The 16,401-nt window shown below is 68.7% G+C and carries 5 protein-coding genes; 4 read left to right on the plus strand and 1 reads right to left on the minus strand.

Annotated features, from left to right (window positions below):
- Nucleotides 1-19 precede the first annotated feature (19 nt).
- Nucleotides 20-997: a site-specific tyrosine recombinase XerD gene (gene xerD / locus AC5P99_RS14570; RefSeq protein ID WP_024958537.1), complete on the plus strand. Its 978-nt coding sequence runs from the start codon at nucleotides 20-22 to the stop codon at nucleotides 995-997.
- Between the two features lie 100 nt (nucleotides 998-1,097).
- Nucleotides 1,098-1,880 carry a DsbC family protein gene (locus AC5P99_RS14575; protein WP_005408019.1) on the plus strand — a complete coding sequence of 261 codons (783 nt, stop codon included), beginning with the start codon at nucleotides 1,098-1,100 and terminating at the stop codon, nucleotides 1,878-1,880.
- Nucleotides 1,881-1,938: 58 nt separating this feature from the next.
- On the opposite strand, the gene AC5P99_RS14580 is transcribed toward AC5P99_RS14575, so the two are convergent.
- Nucleotides 1,939-4,038, minus strand: coding sequence for a glycosyl hydrolase family 18 protein (locus AC5P99_RS14580; RefSeq protein ID WP_495213267.1), 2,100 nt, complete (start codon nucleotides 4,036-4,038; stop codon nucleotides 1,939-1,941).
- Between the two features lie 828 nt (nucleotides 4,039-4,866).
- Between AC5P99_RS14580 and purL the strand changes: the two genes are divergently transcribed.
- A complete protein-coding gene (purL, locus tag AC5P99_RS14585; protein WP_495213268.1) occupies nucleotides 4,867-8,751 on the plus strand; it encodes a phosphoribosylformylglycinamidine synthase in 3,885 nt (1,294 codons plus the stop codon).
- A 439-nt stretch (nucleotides 8,752-9,190) separates the two neighbouring features.
- The gene (locus tag AC5P99_RS14590; RefSeq protein ID WP_285311649.1) at nucleotides 9,191-16,372 is read left to right on the plus strand and encodes an ESPR-type extended signal peptide-containing protein; all 7,182 of its coding nucleotides are present in this window, start codon (nucleotides 9,191-9,193) and stop codon (nucleotides 16,370-16,372) included.
- The last annotated feature ends 29 nt before the right edge of the window (nucleotides 16,373-16,401 follow it).

Here is a 16,401-nt window from a genome sequence, read left to right on the forward strand (position 1 = left end):
GCCCTCGTATCCTGCACGCATGGCCCTTGTTTCCACCCCCGCCGAACGCCGCCAGCTGGTCCAGCAACTGCCCGAACTGCGCGCCGACGACAGCATGCGCATCCAGCGCTTCCTCGATGCGATCTGGGCCGAGAACGGTCTGGCCCGCGCCACCCTCGACAGCTACCGGCGCGACCTGGAAGGGCTGGCGCGCTGGATGGATGGGCGCGATGGTGGCCTGGCCGGCATCGAGCGCCCGGGGTTGTTCGACTACCTGGCCTGGCGCACCCGTCATGGCTGGTCGCCGCGCAGCAATGCGCGGTTGCTGTCGGCGCTGCGGGCGTTCTTCGCCGATGGCGTGCGCCGTGGCGAGCGCGGCGAGGACCCCAGCGCGCTGCTGGATCCGCCCAAGCTGCCACGATTGCTGCCCAAGGCGCTGGCCGAAAGCCAGATCGACGCGCTGTTGGCAGCGCCGGATATCGACAGCCCGCTGGGCCTGCGCGACCGCGCCATGCTGGAGTTGATGTACGCCGCCGGCCTACGCGTGAGCGAGCTGGTGCTGCTGCCGGCCACCGCGGTCAACCTGCGCCAGGGCGTGCTGAGGGTCACCGGCAAGGGCAGCAAGGAACGGCTGGTGCCGCTGGGTGAGGAATCGCAGCACTGGCTGGAGCGCTATCTACAGGCATCGCGCCCGCTGCTGGTCGGCAAGGGCAAGGTGCAGGCGCTGGCCGATGGGCAGACCCCATTGTTTGTCGAGCCGACGCTGCATGCGCTGACCCGGCAGGCGTTCTGGCACCTGGTCAAACGCCACGCGCAGGTGGCCGGCATCGACCCGGCGCGGATCAGCCCGCACGGCCTGCGCCACAGCTTCGCCACCCATCTGCTCAACCGCGGTGCCGACCTGCGCGCGCTGCAGATGCTGCTTGGCCACAGCTCGTTGTCGACCACCCAGATCTACACCCTGGTGGCGCGCGAGCACCTGCAGAAACTGCACGCCCGGCATCATCCGCGCGGCTGAGCCGTGTCCTGAACCCCGGCCCCGGGCGGTGCGCGGCGTCGCGGCCCGGTGCCGGTGGCTGTGTCAGAATCCGGGGTCTTCTTCTGTCGCGGACTGCTCCATGCTCCGATTTGCCATCGCCGCCGTGTTCGGTGCGCTCAGCCTGACTGCCTGCGCCCAGCCGGCCCCGCCAGCCGCCAAGGCGCCTGCCGCCGCTGCCAAGCCCGGCCCGGCCGCCAACGCGCCTGCCGACCAGGCCGTGCGCGCCGCGTTGACTGCCCTGAACCCCGGTTTCAAGGTGGACTACATCGGTGCCGCGCCGTTCCCCGGCTTCCGCGAGGTGGTCGTTTCCGGCCAGCTGCTGTACGTGTCCGACGACGGTCGCTACCTGTTCCAGTCGCAGCCTTACGACACCCGTGCCAAGGGCCCGGCCAACAGCGAAGGCCTGCTCGGCTATCGTCGCGATCTGCTGGCCAAGGCCAACCACGGCGACCGCATCGTGTTTGCTGCGCCGAATGCCAAGTACACCATCAGCGTGTTCACCGACATCGAGTGCGGCTATTGCCGCAAGCTGCACCAGGACATCGCCGAGCTCAACCGCAACGGTATCTCCGTCGAGTATCTGGCATTCCCGCGCATGGGCCTCGGCAGCAAGGACTACACCGACATGATCTCGGTCTGGTGTGCGGCCGATCGCCGCCAGGCACTGACCAACGCCAAGCGCGGTGGCAACGTGCCGGCAAAGAACTGCACCAACCCGGTGGCGATGCAGTACGCACTGGGCCAGCAGCTGGGCGTGAACGGCACGCCGGCGATCTTCGCGCCGGACGGCACCCAGCTGGGGGGCTACCTGCCGCCGGCGCAGCTGCGCGCGGCGCTGGAAAAACTGTCGGCCAAGCGCTGATCGTCGCCGACCTTTTCCTGTAGAGCCGGGGATGCGTGTCGCATCCCCGGCTTTTTTCTTACTTCAGGCCATCACTGACCGCCTTGGTCAGCGTGCCCTGTGCATCGTCACCACTGAACTCCCAGACGAACGCGCCGCCCAGGCCCTGGGTCTTCACGTAACCCATCTTGCGGGTGATGTTGGCCGGGGTGTCGAAGCTCCACAGCGTGCTGCCGTTGTAGATCCAGGTGGCACCTGCGGTGTTGTCGGTGTAGCCCGGCCACGCCAGGTTCTTCAGCACCTTCCAGTCTTCGATGCCGGCCTCGTAGGTACCCGGGGCAGCGCCGGTCGCGGTCTGGTACAGGCCGTTGTTGGCGTTGGCCACACCGGTCCAGCCACGCCCGTAGTAGCCGATGCCCAGGTTGAGCTTGGCGGCAGGCACGCCACGGCTGATGAGGGCCTCGATGGCGTCGTTGCTGTTGTACAGCTTCTGGTCGCCGGTGGACGGATCACTCGGCGAATCAAACAGCGCCGACTGGTGATTGGTCTTCGCATCCCACGCGCCGTGGAAGTCGTAGGTCATCACGTTGATGTAGTCCAGGTACGGGTGGTACGCGGCCGGGTCGGTGACGCGGATCTTGTCGATGCCGGCACCCACCGCCACCGTCAGCAGCAGGCCCGGACGCACTGCATCGAGCTGGCGGCGGAACTCGGCCATCAGCGCGGTGAAGTTGGCGTTGTCTTCCGGCTTGCCGCATTCGATGCCGCACGCCACCGGGTATTCCCAGTCGATGTCGATGCCGTCGAACACGCCCAGCGCGGCACCGGCACCACCGGCACCGTCGGTTACCGGCAGGTTGCCCTTGATGTAGGCATCGATGCACGAGGCGACGAAGGCCTGGCGGTTTTCCGGGCGCGCCGCGCTGGAGAAGCCGCGCGACCAGGTCCAGCCACCCAGCGAGATCAGCACCTTCATGCCGGGGTACTTGGCCTTGAGCTGCTTGAGCTGGTTCCAGTTGCCGCGCAGCGGCTGGTCCCAGGTATCGGCGCTGCCGCTGACACTCTCGGCGGCACTGAAGGCCTTGGTGTAGTCGGCGAAGGCATCACCACCGGCACCGCTGTTCGGATCCGACGGCTGGGTGACGCCCACTTCGCAGCGGTTGTTGCGCACGTTGCCGAACGCGTAGTTGATGTGGGTCAGGCGCGCGGCCGAACCGCTGCTGTCGATGTTCTTGACCCGGTAGTTGCGGCCGTAGATGCCCCACTGGGTGAAGTAGCCGATGACCCGCTTGCCGGTAGTGCCGCCGTCGCCGGCCAGCGTGGTGGCGCTGATCTCGGTGCCCTGGGCGGACGCGTTGCCGGCGTTGTCGCGGGCACGCACACGGTAGCGGTAGGTGGTCGATGCAGTCAGGCCGCCATCGACGTAGCTGGCACTGGATGGTGAACCGACCAGGCTGCCGTTGCGGTACACGTCATAGCCGGCCACGCCGCTGCCACCGGTGTTGTCGGTGGACGGGCTCCAGCTGAGCGCGATGCTGTTGGCGGTACGCGTGCCGACCGCCAGTCCGCCCGGCACGCTCGGTGCGGTGGTATCGCCACCGGCGGCGTTGACGGTGATGGTGATGGTCGCGGTGCTGCTGGTGGCGTTGTTGTTGTCGGTGGCTACCGCGCGCAGGGTGTGGCTGCCGGCGCTGGCATTGGTCCAGCTGGCCGCATACGGCGCACTGGTGGCCACGCCCAGCGTGCTGCCATCGCGGAAGAACTCGACCTTGGCGACGCTGCCGTCCGGATCACTGGCGGTGGCGGTCACGTTGACCGTGCTGCCGGCGCTGAAGGTGGCGCCGTTGGCCGGCGAGGTCAGGCTGACCACCGGCGGCTGGTTGGCGCCGCTGCCATCGCAGGCACCGAGGTTGGTGTAGTAGGGCGCACCGGCCGGATGGTCTGGCGGCGCGTTCCAGATGTCCTGGTTCGCCCGATAGAGGACGCCTCCTTTCTGCAGGGTATCGCCGGCCCGGTAGATCTTGGCCTGGTCCCACTGGGCCACGCCGGCACAGCTGGCGGCCTGCGCCAGGCCGGGCAGGGCAGCGGCACCGGCGGCCACGGCGAGCAGCCAGGCCAGGCGGCGGGGACGACAGCTTCGGGTCGCACGTTCGGCACTGCGCACAATCGGGTCGTACATGGGTAAGTCTCCGATCAAAGGGCGCGCGGGCCCCGATGGCGCCGCGCGTGACGCAGGTCCGGGCGTCGCCCGGGAAGGCGACGGGTGGGGCCGGACGGAGGTACCTGGGAGGCCGGGGAGAGAGTCCGGCACCAGGTTGGGACAACGTTGTCATCAATCGCGTGGTCAATCCGTGAGCAAGCGCATGGTTCCGGGATTCGGATGGAGAGCGGCGCTGCGCGCGGTCGGCGGCCATCGGCGGAGCCCCCTCGTGGCTGGGGTGGGTCGCTTACAGCGGATTTCTGGGGGTTGGCCGGGCGGGTGGGCTGCGCAGGGGACGCTGCAAGTACGTCCATGTAAGCTCGGTCGCCGCATCCATGCGGCTCACGCCCCTGCGCAGCCCACCCGCCCGGCCACGGACAGGTTCCTGCGCGGCCAGCCACGAAAGGCAGAACAAAAAATCAAAAGCAGAAGCCGGTCGCTGCGCTCTCCAATGCCTGATTTCTGATGTTCCCTGGTTGCCGGTCAGCGGCCGGCACTACCGGGGGGCATCCACGCATGGCGTGGATCTACCGTAGATCGCGGAAATCTGTCGGAGGCGGGGTGGGTCCGGTGGCGGGGGTGTCCGCGGCATGGATGCCGCGGCCAAGCCCCCAAGGACGGGTTTACGGCGTCCCCCGCCACCGGACCCCCCCCGCCATCCCACGGGAACCCCGCTTTTGCTTTGGCCGTTGCTGTTGCTGTTGCTGTTGCCCTGGCCTCGGCGGGTGCCGGGCGCCGCCCGGCCAAAGCCCTTCCCCCGCTTCCGGTACAATGTCGGGCCCGTTTCCCAACTACGGTTCCCCGGACATGATGGTCCTCGAGGGCGCGCCCGCCCTGTCGCCGTTCCGCCGCGAACGTCTTGAATCCCGCCTGCAGTCCATCGCTCCCTCCCTGCGCATCAGCGGTGCCTGGCACGTCTACTTCGTGCAGCCCGAAGGCAGCGCCGCTCCCGACCTCGCCACCCTGTGCCGCATCCTCGAAGCTGCGCCGCAGGCAGAAGCCGTGGTCGACGGCGCGGTCAGCCGCATCGTGGTGCCGCGCCTGGGTACGCTGTCGCCGTGGTCGAGCAAGGCCACCGAACTGGTGCGCGGTGCCGGCCAGCCGGTGAGCCGGGTCGAGCGGGGCCTGCGCATCGACGTGCAGGGCTGGCCGGCCGATGCCGACGTGCAACAGGCCCTGGTCAAGGCGCTGCACGACCCGATGACGCAGTCAGTGCTGCAGACCGTGCAGCAGGGCCAGGCGCTGTTCTCGGCGCCCGCCCGCGGCGAACTGGAACGCGTGCCGGTGGACCAGCTGGAGGCTGCCAACGAGCGCCTCGGCCTGGCCATGGCCCAGGACGAGATCGATTACCTGCGCGAACGCTTCACCGCGCTGGGCCGCTCGCCGTCGGACGTCGAACTGATGATGTTCGCGCAGGCCAATTCCGAGCACTGCCGCCACAAGATCTTCAACGCCAGCTGGACCATCGACGGCCAGGAGCAGGACCGCTCGCTGTTCCGGATGATCAAGAACACCCACCAGCAGACCCCGCAGCACACGCTCAGCGCGTACAGCGACAACGCCGCGGTGATCGAAGGCCATCCGGCGTCTCGCTACCGCCCGGATCCGGCCAGCGGCGAGTACCGTCGTGAACCGCAGGTGCCCAGCGCGTTCCAGATCAAGGTGGAGACCCACAACCACCCGACCGCCATCGCACCGTTCCCGGGCGCCTCGACCGGCGCCGGTGGTGAAATCCGCGACGAAGGCGCGACCGGCCGCGGCGGCAAGCCGAAGGCCGGCCTGACCGGTTTCTCGGTCTCGCACCTGCGCATTCCCGAGCTGCCGCAGCCGTGGGAAGCGCCGCGCGCGCTGAACCCGCGCATGGCGCCCGCGCTGGAAATCATGACCGATGGTCCGCTCGGCGGCGCCGCGTTCAACAACGAGTTCGGCCGCCCGAACCTGCTCGGCTACTTCCGCAGCTTCGAGCTGCCTGAAGGCGCCGACTTGGTGCGCGCCTACGACAAGCCGATCATGCTGGCCGGCGGCCTCGGCGCCATCGACCGTACCCAGGTCGACAAGATCCAGCTGCAGGCGGGTGATGCGGTCATCGTGCTCGGTGGCCCGGCGATGCTGATCGGCCTGGGTGGCGGTGCCGCCAGTTCGGTGGCCTCCGGCGAAAGCGCCGAGGACCTGGATTTCGCCAGCGTGCAGCGCGACAACCCGGAAATGGAGCGCCGCTGCCAGGAAGTCATCGACCGCTGCGTGGCGATGGGCAGCAACAACCCGATCAAGTTCTTCCACGACGTCGGTGCCGGTGGCCTGTCCAATGCCATCCCCGAGTTGCTGCACGACTCCAAGGTCGGTGGCGTGATCGATCTGGGCAAGGTGCCCACCGATGATCCGTCGCTGTCGCCGATGCAGCTGTGGTGCAACGAATCGCAGGAACGCTACGTGCTCGGCGTCGCCCAGGAGCGCCTGGCCGAGTTCGCCGCGCTGTGCGCCCGCGAGCGCTGCCCGTTCGCTGCGGTCGGCGTGGCCACCGCCGAGGAACACCTGGTGGTGGCCTATGGCGCCGTGCCGGGCCACACCCCGGCCGATGCGCCGATCGACCTGCCGATGGACGTGCTGTTCGGCAAGCCGCCGAAGATGCACCGCGATACCGCACACCCGCCGGCACCGCGCTGGCCGGCGCTGAAGACCGCGGGCCTGGACCTGCAGGAAGCGGGCCTGCGCGTGCTTGCGCACCCGACGGTGGCCTCGAAGAACTTCCTGGTCACCATCGGTGACCGCAGCGTCGGTGGCCTGACCGCACGCGAACAAATGGTTGGCCCGTGGCAGCTGCCGGTGGCCGATGTGGCCATCACCGTGGCCGACTTCGACGGCGTGGCCGGCGAGGCGATGTCGATCGGCGAGCGCACCCCGCTGGCCCTGCTCGATGCGGCGGCTTCGGCACGCATGGCCGTGGGCGAAGCGTTGACCAACCTGTGCGCGGCCCCGGTCGATGCGCTGGATGAGATCAAACTGTCGGCGAACTGGATGGCCGCGGCCGGCCACCCGGGCGAAGACGCGCTGCTGTACGACGCGGTGAAGGCCGTGGGCATGGAACTGTGCCCGCAGTTGGACATCAGCATTCCGGTGGGCAAGGACTCGCTGTCGATGCAGGCGCAGTGGCACGACCAGGGCCAAGCGCACAAGAGCGTGTCGCCGGTGTCGCTGGTGATCTCTGCGTTCGCACCGGTCGCCGATGTGCGCCAGCAGCTGACCCCGCTGCTCGACCGCGACGTGGAAAGCGAGCTGTGGCTGATCGGCCTTGGCGCCGGCAAACAGCGCCTGGGTGGTTCCATCCTGGCCCAGGTGCATGCCGACCACGGTGACCTGCCGGCGTTCGCCGGCGCTGCCCCGGATCTGGACGACCCGCAGCGCCTGCGTGGCTTCTTCGAGCTGATCCGCGATGCGCGCCAGGCCGGCCTGCTGCTGGCCTACCACGACCGCAGCGACGGCGGTGCCTTCGCCGCGCTGTGCGAAATGGCCTTCACGTCGCGCCTGGGGCTGGACATCACCCTCGATGCCTGGGGCGACGATCCATTCCGCAGCCTGTTCAACGAAGAGCTGGGCGCGGTGGTGCAGATCGCACGCGAAGACCGCGCAGCGTTCGCCGATCTGGTCGAGCGCCATGCACTGACCGAGTGCGCGCAGCGCATCGCCAAGCCGACCACCGCACCGGTGGTGCGCGTGTCGCTGGCTGGCGAGAACCTGGCTGAATGGCGCTGGGAGTCGCTGTTCGACGCATGGTGGTCGGTCACCCACGCGATGCAGAAGCGCCGCGACAACCCGGCCAACGCCGACGCCGAGCGTGAGATCGCCCGTGCCTTCAACGCACCGGGCCTGAAGCCCAAGCTCAGCTTCGACATCAATGAAGACATGGCCGCCCCGTTCATCAGCACCGGTGCGCGTCCGCGCGTGGCCGTGCTGCGCGAGCAGGGCGTCAACGGCCAGATCGAAATGGCGAACATCTTCGAACGTGCCGGCTTCCGGCCCTTCGATGTGCACATGAGCGACCTGATCGAAGGCCGCGTCGCCCTGCAGGACTTCACCGGCCTGGTCGCCTGCGGCGGCTTCAGTTACGGCGACGTGCTTGGCGCTGGTCGTGGCTGGGCCACCTCGATCCTGGAGCGCAGCGCGCTGCGTGATGCCTTCGCCGCGTTCTTCGCGCGCGAGGACAGCTTCGCCCTGGGCGTGTGCAACGGCTGCCAGATGATGAGCCAGCTGAAGGACATCATTCCCGGTGCCGAACACTGGCCGCAGTTCCGCCGCAATGCCAGCGAGCAGTTCGAAGCCCGTACCGCGCTGCTGGAAGTGGTGGAATCTCCGTCGATCCTGCTGCGTGGCATGGCCGGTTCGCGCCTGCAGGTGGCAGTGGCGCATGGCGAAGGCCAGGCGGTGTTCGACAACGCGGTCGACCAGGCCGCGGCCCGTGTTTCGCTGCGCTACATCGATGGCCACGGCAACGTCGCCAGCCAGTACCCGCTGAATCCGAACGGTTCGCCGGACGGCATCACCGGCCTGACCAGCAGCGACGGCCGCGTGACCATCATGATGCCGCACCCGGAACGCACCCCGCGCGCGCTCAACATGAGCTGGGCCCCGGCGGAGTGGCAGGGTGATTCGCCGTGGATGCGCATGTTCCGCAACGCGCGGGTGTGGTGCGGCTGATCGCACCACACCGCGCAGGCTTCAATGCCGTTGCGTATGGAAAAACCCGCCGTTGATCGGCGGGTTTTTTCTTTGCGCGTGTGAAAATCCTGATGCACCCGCGAGTTACATGGATTTTCAGGCGACAGGGTTGCGTCACGCGCCGCTAACAAAATCCTTTCATAAACAGGGAAAAGAGTGAACTGCTTCACGGCAATAGGATTTGTCGTGTCAAAGTCTTGACGATCTGCAAAGTTGCCGTTAACACTTGAACCCCGTTTCAGAATCATTCATTTCGCAGTAACCGGTTGGCGCACGCGCTCGGTTTTCTGTCGCTGCGCGCCGTTCGGCAATACCCCGCAGTAAATCACGCGAATAAACGCCCCCAGGGGACGTTGGGCCGGAAAGCCCAGCGGTGGCGTTGCTTTGCCCAAAACCAGTCCAATCAGGAGCCGTACCGATGAATCGGATTTATCGCAAGGTCTGGAACAAAGCATTGGGTCAGTTGGTGGTGGCCTCGGAACTGGCTTCCTCCGACAGCAGCAGCGGTGGGGTCGTCGACCAGCGCCGCGATGCGACACAGGCCACGCCCGCACTGCTGGCGGTGGCACTGGGCCTGGTATTGGGATTGGGCATGAGTGGCTCTGCCACCGCACAGTCGGTGCAGATCGGCGGTAGCGCCACCTGCGTGGCGTTCAGCGGCAAGCTGCTCGAAAAGTGCCTGATCGAAGGCTCGGCCACGGCCAAGGGCAGCAATGCGGTGGCGATCGGCAGCAACAGCAGTGCCAGTGCGGCCAACAGCGTGGCGCTGGGCGCCGGCTCCAAAGCCACGCGTGCCAACACCGTCTCCGTCGGCGATGCAGGCAAGGAACGGCAGGTCACCAATGTCGCCGCAGGCACGCAGGCGACCGACGCAGTGAACAAGGCGCAGCTGGACGCGCAGGCGCGCGCCACGCAGGCCGCGCTGGCCGACGTGGCCGCCGATGGCAACCGGTACTTCAAGGCCGACGGCGCAGGCGATGACAGCGACGCGGCGAAGATCGAGGGCGAGGGCGCACTGGCCGCCGGTGCCGGTGCGCAGTCGCTGGCCAACGCCACCACTGCCATCGGTACCCAGGCCATTGCTGCAGGCATCGGCGCCAGCGCATTCGGCCAGGGCGCGCTGGCGATCGGCGATGCCAGCGTGGTGGTCGGGCAAAGCGCAGCAGCCTTCGGCCTTGGCGATACCGCCGTCGGTGCCAGCGCGTACGCCGCCAGCGAGAACGGTGCAGCAACGGCACTGGGTGCACTGTCCGAAGCCACCGCCGATGGCGCGACCGCCGTCGGTGGCGGTGCCGTAGCGATGGGCCCCGGCAGTACCGCATTGGGCCGCGGCGCCACGGCTGCCAACGAAGCCTCGATTGCAGTCGGTGCGTTCAGCACGGCCGTCGGTGAATACAGCACCGCGCTGGGCTCCAATTCGGCCGCGGTCGCTACCGGCAGCGTGGCGTTGGGCGCCGGTTCGCTGGCTGATCGTGTCGATACCGTGTCCGTCGGTGCCGCCGGATATGGCCTGACCCGCCAGATCACCAGCGTTGCCGCCGGCACCGAAGATACCGATGCGGTCAACGTTGGCCAGTTGAAGGATGTTGCCGCAGTGGCCGATGCCACCGCCAAGCGCTTCCAGGCCACCGGCAGCAGCAACAGCGATGCCGGTGCGCTGGCTGAAGGTGACGACGCGCTGGCCGCAGGCGAGGCCGCCAATGCCATCGGCCCTGGCACCACGGCGGTCGGTGCCGGTGCCACTGCCGTTGCGCAGAACGCGACGGCGGTGGGCAACAACGCGCTTGCCTCGGGCCAGAACAGCGCAGCATTCGGCAACAACGCGCAGGCCAACGGACCGGGCAGCGTGGCCGTCGGTGGCGCTGCGGTGGATGCCAACGGCAACCCGCTGATCACCAGTGGTGGCGTGCCGGTGGTCACCGGCGCCACCAGTGCCGGTGTGGGTGGCACGGCCGTCGGCGCCAGTGCCGATGCCAGCGGTTTTGCCGCGTCGTCCTATGGCGTGGGGGCCTATGCGTCCGGCGCGCAGGCGTCGGCGTTCGGTGCGGTCTCCAATGCCATCGGTGATTACTCCACGGCATTGGGTACGCAGAGCAATGCCACGGGCACCAGCAGCGTCGCCATTGGTGGCCCGGCCGACCTGATTCCCGGCCTGGGCTTCTTCGTACAGACACAGGCCAGTGGTGAAGCCGCGACCGCGGTGGGTGCCGGCGCCATCGCCAGCGGCGACCGTGCCGTGGCCAACGGCAGCCTCAGCGAAGCCTCCGGCGCCGAAGCCACTGCGGTGGGCTACTTCGCCTATGCGCCGGGCGAGAACGCCAGCGCGCTTGGCGCGCAGACCTGGGCCAGTGGTGCGCAGAGCACCGCAGTGGGCTACTACGCTACGGCACGCGGCGCCAACAGCGTCGCGCTGGGCGCGAACTCCGAAGCGGTGCGTGCCAACAGCGTGGCCGTCGGCAGTGCCGGCAACGAGCGGCAGATCACCAGCGTTGCAGCCGGCAGTGAAGCCACCGATGCGGTGAACAAGGCGCAGCTGGATGCGGTGGCCAGCACCGCCGACAGCACCGCGCGCTTCTTCCAGGCCCAGCCTGAAGCTGGCAGTGATGCCGGTGCGCTGGCGGAAGGCGAGGGTGCCATCGCGGCCGGTTCGTCGAGCAATGCGATCGGTGCCGGCGCGGTTGCACATGGCGCGGCCGCGTCGGCCATCGGCGATGACAGCGTGGCGGTGGGCCGCAACAGCACGGCCACCGGCAATGGCGGTGTCGCCATCGGTGGCCTGGGCCAGGCCTACGACGAGTTCAACCAACCCATCATCGGTGCAGATGGCAAGGCGCAGCAGGTGGGGACCACGGCCGTGGCCGATGCCACGGCGGTCGGCAGCGCTGCGCAGGCCAGCGGTGCAGCCAGCAGCGCCTTCGGCAATGCGGCCAAGGCCAGTGGTGACAACAGCTTCGCCGCCGGCGGCAAGTCGCGCGCCACCGGCGCGTATGCGGTGGCGGTGGGTGACAGTGCGTTTGCCAGCAGCGATGACAGTACCGCGGTGGGCGGCTACAGCTGGGCCACCGCCAGCGGCGCCAGCGCCTTTGGTTCCGGTGCGTGGGCGACCGCCACCAATGCCTCGGCGTTCGGCAACGCGGCGTGGGCCAGCGGCGCTGGCGCCACGTCGATCGGTTACAACAGCTGGGCCAACGGAACCAGCGCCACCGCAGTCGGCCGTGGTGCCTTCGGCTACGGCGACAACAGCGTGGCGCTGGGCTTCCAGGCACTGGGCAACAGCATCAACAGCATCGCCATCGGCACCAACACGGTGGCCGGCGGCGAAAGTGCGATCGCGCTGGGTGCGGGCAGCAATGCCAGTGCCAGCAACGCCGTCGCACTCGGCGCGGGCTCGGTCGCCAACCGCGCACGCACGGTGTCGGTGGGCAGCAGCGGCAACGAGCGTCAGGTCACCAACGTCGCCGCCGGTACCCAGGCCACCGATGCGGTGAACAAGGCACAGCTGGATGCGGTGGCAAGTACCGCAGCAACCACCAGCCGCTTCTTCCAGGCCAGCGGCAACGGCGACGATGTGGCGGGTGCGCTGGTGGAGGGCGACAACGCAGTGGCCGCAGGTGATGCAGCCAACGCCATCGGCAATGGTGCCACCGCGCTTGGCAGCGGTGCCAATGCGCTGGCCGGCAACGCGCAGGCGATCGGCTTCAACGCGCTGGCGACCGCCGCCAATGCCAGTGCCGTAGGCGCCAATGCACAGGCCACCGGCGAATACGCCACCGCGCAGGGTGCGGAAAGCGAAGCCAGCGGTGAGCAGAGTGCAGCGTTCGGCGCGGCCAGCATCGCCAGCGGCGCAGGCAGCACCGCCAGCGGTGCCTTGTCCGAAGCCTCCGGCGAAGAAGCCGTAGCCGTGGGCTACTTCAGCAACGCCAGTGGCAGTGGTGCCACCGCGGTCGGCAGCGAGAGCGTGGCCAGCGGCACGGCTGCGGCAGCGTTCGGTATCGGTGCCGAAGCCACCGGTGGTTACAGCACCGCCATCGGCGGCTACGCACAGGCCTCGGCCTTCAATGCCACCGCCTTCGGCAACTTCGCCAACGCCTCGGGTTCCAACAGCGTGGCCCTGGGCGGTGATTCGCAAGCGTCCGGCGCCTACAGCACCGCCACCGGCCAGGGCAGCCTGGCCACCGGCACCAACAGCGTCGCCGTCGGCGGCTCGCTGTTCGGCGTGCTGGCTACCGAAGCCTCGGGCAACTACTCCACGGCGGTGGGCGGTGGCGCTTGGTCGGGGGGCATCAACAGCACCGCGCTGGGCAATGCAGCGGAATCGCGCGCGGCCAACAGCGTGGCGCTCGGTGCGGATTCGATTGCGGACCGCGACAACACCGTATCGGTGGGCGGCGGCGGCAACACCCGCCAGATCACCAACGTGGCCGATGGCACGCAGGGCAACGATGCGGTCAACAAGAACCAGCTCGATGCCGTAGCCGCCGCTGCGGAGAAGACCAGCAGGCAGTTCCAGGCCAGTGGCAATGCCGATGGTGAAACCGGCGCGCTGGTGGAGGGTGACAATGCGCTGGCGGCCGGTGATGCGGCCAACGCGATCGGCAACGGTGCCACTGCGCTCGGCAGTGGTGCCAATGCGCTGGCCGCCAACGCCACCGCCGTCGGCATCGATGCGCTGGCGACCGGCACCAACGCGGCGGCACTGGGCAGCACCGCACAGGCCACCGGCGAGGACAGCCTGGCCCTGGGCAGCGGTGCCAGCGCCAGCGAAGTGGGGACAAGCGCGGCGGGCGCGCGTGCACAGGCAAGCGGTGTCTACAGCACCGCCAACGGTACCGAATCCAACGCCAGTGGCGCACAGTCCCTTGCCAGCGGCTTCCGCAGCGCGGCCTCCGCCGATGGCACCACAGCGGTGGGTGGCTATGCCGAAGCAACCGGTCGCCTTGGCACCGCACTCGGCTACGGCTCGGCTGCCAGCGGTGCCAACACCACGGCGGTGGGCTTCGGGGCCGCGGCGGCGGGCACCGGCGCGGTTGCGGTGGGTCAGTCGAGTGAAGCCAGCGGTGCGGAAAGCGTGGCGATCGGCGGCAGCACCTTCTTCGGCCTGATTCCGTCGCGCGCCAGTGGCACCGGTGCGGCAGCATTCGGTGCCGGTGCATGGGCCACCGAGGATTACGCTACCGCCATCGGCTGGAATGCCTGGTCGGCAGGCAGCAACGCCACGGCGCTCGGTGCCAATGCCACCGCCAATGGCAGCAACAGCGTTGCGCTCGGTGCCGGTTCCAAGGCTGACCGCGACAACACGGTGGCCGTTGGCAAGGCCGGCAGCGAACGCCAGGTCACCCACGTTGCAGCCGGTACCGAAGCCACCGATGCGGTGAACAAGGGCCAGCTCGACGCCGTTGCCAGTGTCGCCGACAAGACCAGCCGGCAGTTCCAGGCCAGCGGCAATGCCGATGGCGAGGCCGGTGCACTGGTCGATGGTGAAAATGCGCTGGCGGCCGGCAATGCGGCCAATGCGATCGGCAACGGCGCGACCGCGCTGGGCAGCGGCGCCAACGCCATGGCCACCAACGCCACGGCGGTTGGCTTCGATGCACTGGCCACCGGCAACAACGCTGCCGCACTGGGCAATGCTGCGCAGGCCAGTGGAGTCGACAGCGTTGCGCTGGGCAGCGGCGCCAGCGCCAGTGAAACCGGCGCCAGCGCCACTGGCGCCGGGGCCCAGGCCAAGGGCCCCTACAGCACGGCCAACGGTGCGCAGGCCACGGCTACCGGCACGCAGTCGCAGGCCAATGGTTTCCGCGCCAGTGCCTCGGCCGATGGCGCTTCGGCGCTGGGCAGCTATGCCGAAGCCAGCGGCCGCCTGGGTACTGCGGTCGGTTACGGCAGCAAGGCCACCGGTTTGAATGCCACGGCGGTGGGTGTCAGTGCCAACGCTTCGGCTGCCGGCAGTGTCGCACTGGGTGGAGGCTCGGTGGCCGATCGTGCCAATACCGTGTCCGTCGGCAATGCCGTCAACAACCGGCAGGTCACCAATGTCGCCAACGGTACCGAAATCAATGACGCAGTGAATCGCGGGCAGCTGGACGCCGTTGCGTTCACCGCCAACACCACCAACCGATATTTCCGCGCCAATGGCACGGGAACCGCGAACGCCATCGGTACCGATTCGGTAGCGATGGGCTCGGTGGCCAATGCGGCGGGCGCACGCAGCATCGCGCTGGGTGCCAATGCCACGGTGTCTGCCTCCGGCGCACTGGCCGTTGGCGCCGGTGCGGGTGCGGTCGGCGTCAACTCGGTTGCAATCGGTGCTGGAGCGCGTGCGCTGGATGCCAATGTTGTGTCGGTGGGCAGTGGCAACCCCACCGATGGCCCGGCCACCCGCCGCATCGTCAACGTGGCTGATGGCCGCATCGCTGCCGGCAGCAGTGACGCGGTGACCGGTTCCCAGCTCAATGTCACCAACCAGCGCGTGGGCGCGGTGGAAACCCGCGTGGGCGATTTTGATTCGCGCATCGCCACGGTGGAGACCACGGCGGCCAGTGCGGTCGGCTACGACGACGCCAGTCGTGACCGCCTGACCCTGTCCGGCTTCCAGGGCACCACCATCGACAATGTCGGTGCCGGCAGCATCGCCGCCGGCAGCCGCCAGGCGATCAATGGCGGCCAGCTGTTCCAGTCGCTCAGCGATGCCGCCAGCTTCCTCGGCGGCGGTGCCAGCGTCGGCATGCAGGGCGTATTCGTGGCACCGAACTATGTGATCCAGGGCGCCACCTACAGCAACGTCGGCGATGCATTGGGTGCGCTGGACCGCAAGGTCAGTGAGATTGATCGCCGTACTGCAGGTGGCACGCGTGCAGGTGCTGCCAGCCTGCGCGCAATGAGTGCCTCCCTGGATGAAAGCGCACTGGCCAGCGTTGCCGAAGCACCGGCGGCGGCCGACGCAGCACCGGCCAGCAGCGCACGCGTGCAGGGCACGCCGACCGCTGCGGCGGCGGGCGCGGGCATCCCGGTGGGCACCCCGGCATCGGGCCTCAACGCGGTTGCCATGGGCGACGGCGCAGTGGCCAGCGGCGCCTCGTCCACCGCCATCGGCCAGGGTGCCAATGCAACCGCTGCGAACGCGGTGGCGCTGGGCCAGGGCTCGGTCGCTGATCGTGCCAACACGGTCTCGGTGGGCAGCGAAGGCAACGAACGCCAGGTCACCAACGTTGCGGCCGGTACCACCGCCACCGATGCGGTCAACAAGGGCCAGCTCGATCGTGGCATGGCCACCGCCAACAGCTACACCGACAGCCGCGTGCAGGCCGTCGCCGACAGCTTCGATGTGTTCAAGGGCGAGATCGACGGGCGCCTGCGGCACATGGATCGCCGCATCGACCGCCAGGGCGCGATGAGCGCGGCGATGCTCAACATGGCCACCAGTGCTGCCGGCATCCGTACCCAGAACCGGGTCGGCGTCGGCATCGGCTTCCAGGGCGGTGAATCGGCACTGTCGCTGGGTTACCAGCGTGCGATCAGCGATCGCGCCACGGTGACGTTCGGCGGCGCCTTCAGCAGCGACGACAGCTCGGTCGGCGTCGGTGCCGGCTTCGGCTGGTAAGCCACTCCATCGCGCCGGCGGCCACCCAC

This window comes from Stenotrophomonas sp. YJH_SMC_80, assembly GCF_059372495.1.

What these genes read in the sequence shown, in the direction of transcription:
- xerD (WP_024958537.1), top strand. Translation starts at nt 20, where the DNA reads ATGGCCCTTGTTTCCACCCCCGCCGAACGCCGCCAGCTGGTCCAGCAA.
- AC5P99_RS14575 (WP_005408019.1), top strand. Translation starts at nt 1,098, where the DNA reads ATGCTCCGATTTGCCATCGCCGCCGTGTTCGGTGCGCTCAGCCTGACT.
- AC5P99_RS14580 (WP_495213267.1), bottom strand. Translation starts at nt 4,038, where the DNA reads ATGTACGACCCGATTGTGCGCAGTGCCGAACGTGCGACCCGAAGCTGT.
- purL (WP_495213268.1), top strand. Translation starts at nt 4,867, where the DNA reads ATGATGGTCCTCGAGGGCGCGCCCGCCCTGTCGCCGTTCCGCCGCGAA.
- AC5P99_RS14590 (WP_285311649.1), top strand. Translation starts at nt 9,191, where the DNA reads ATGAATCGGATTTATCGCAAGGTCTGGAACAAAGCATTGGGTCAGTTG.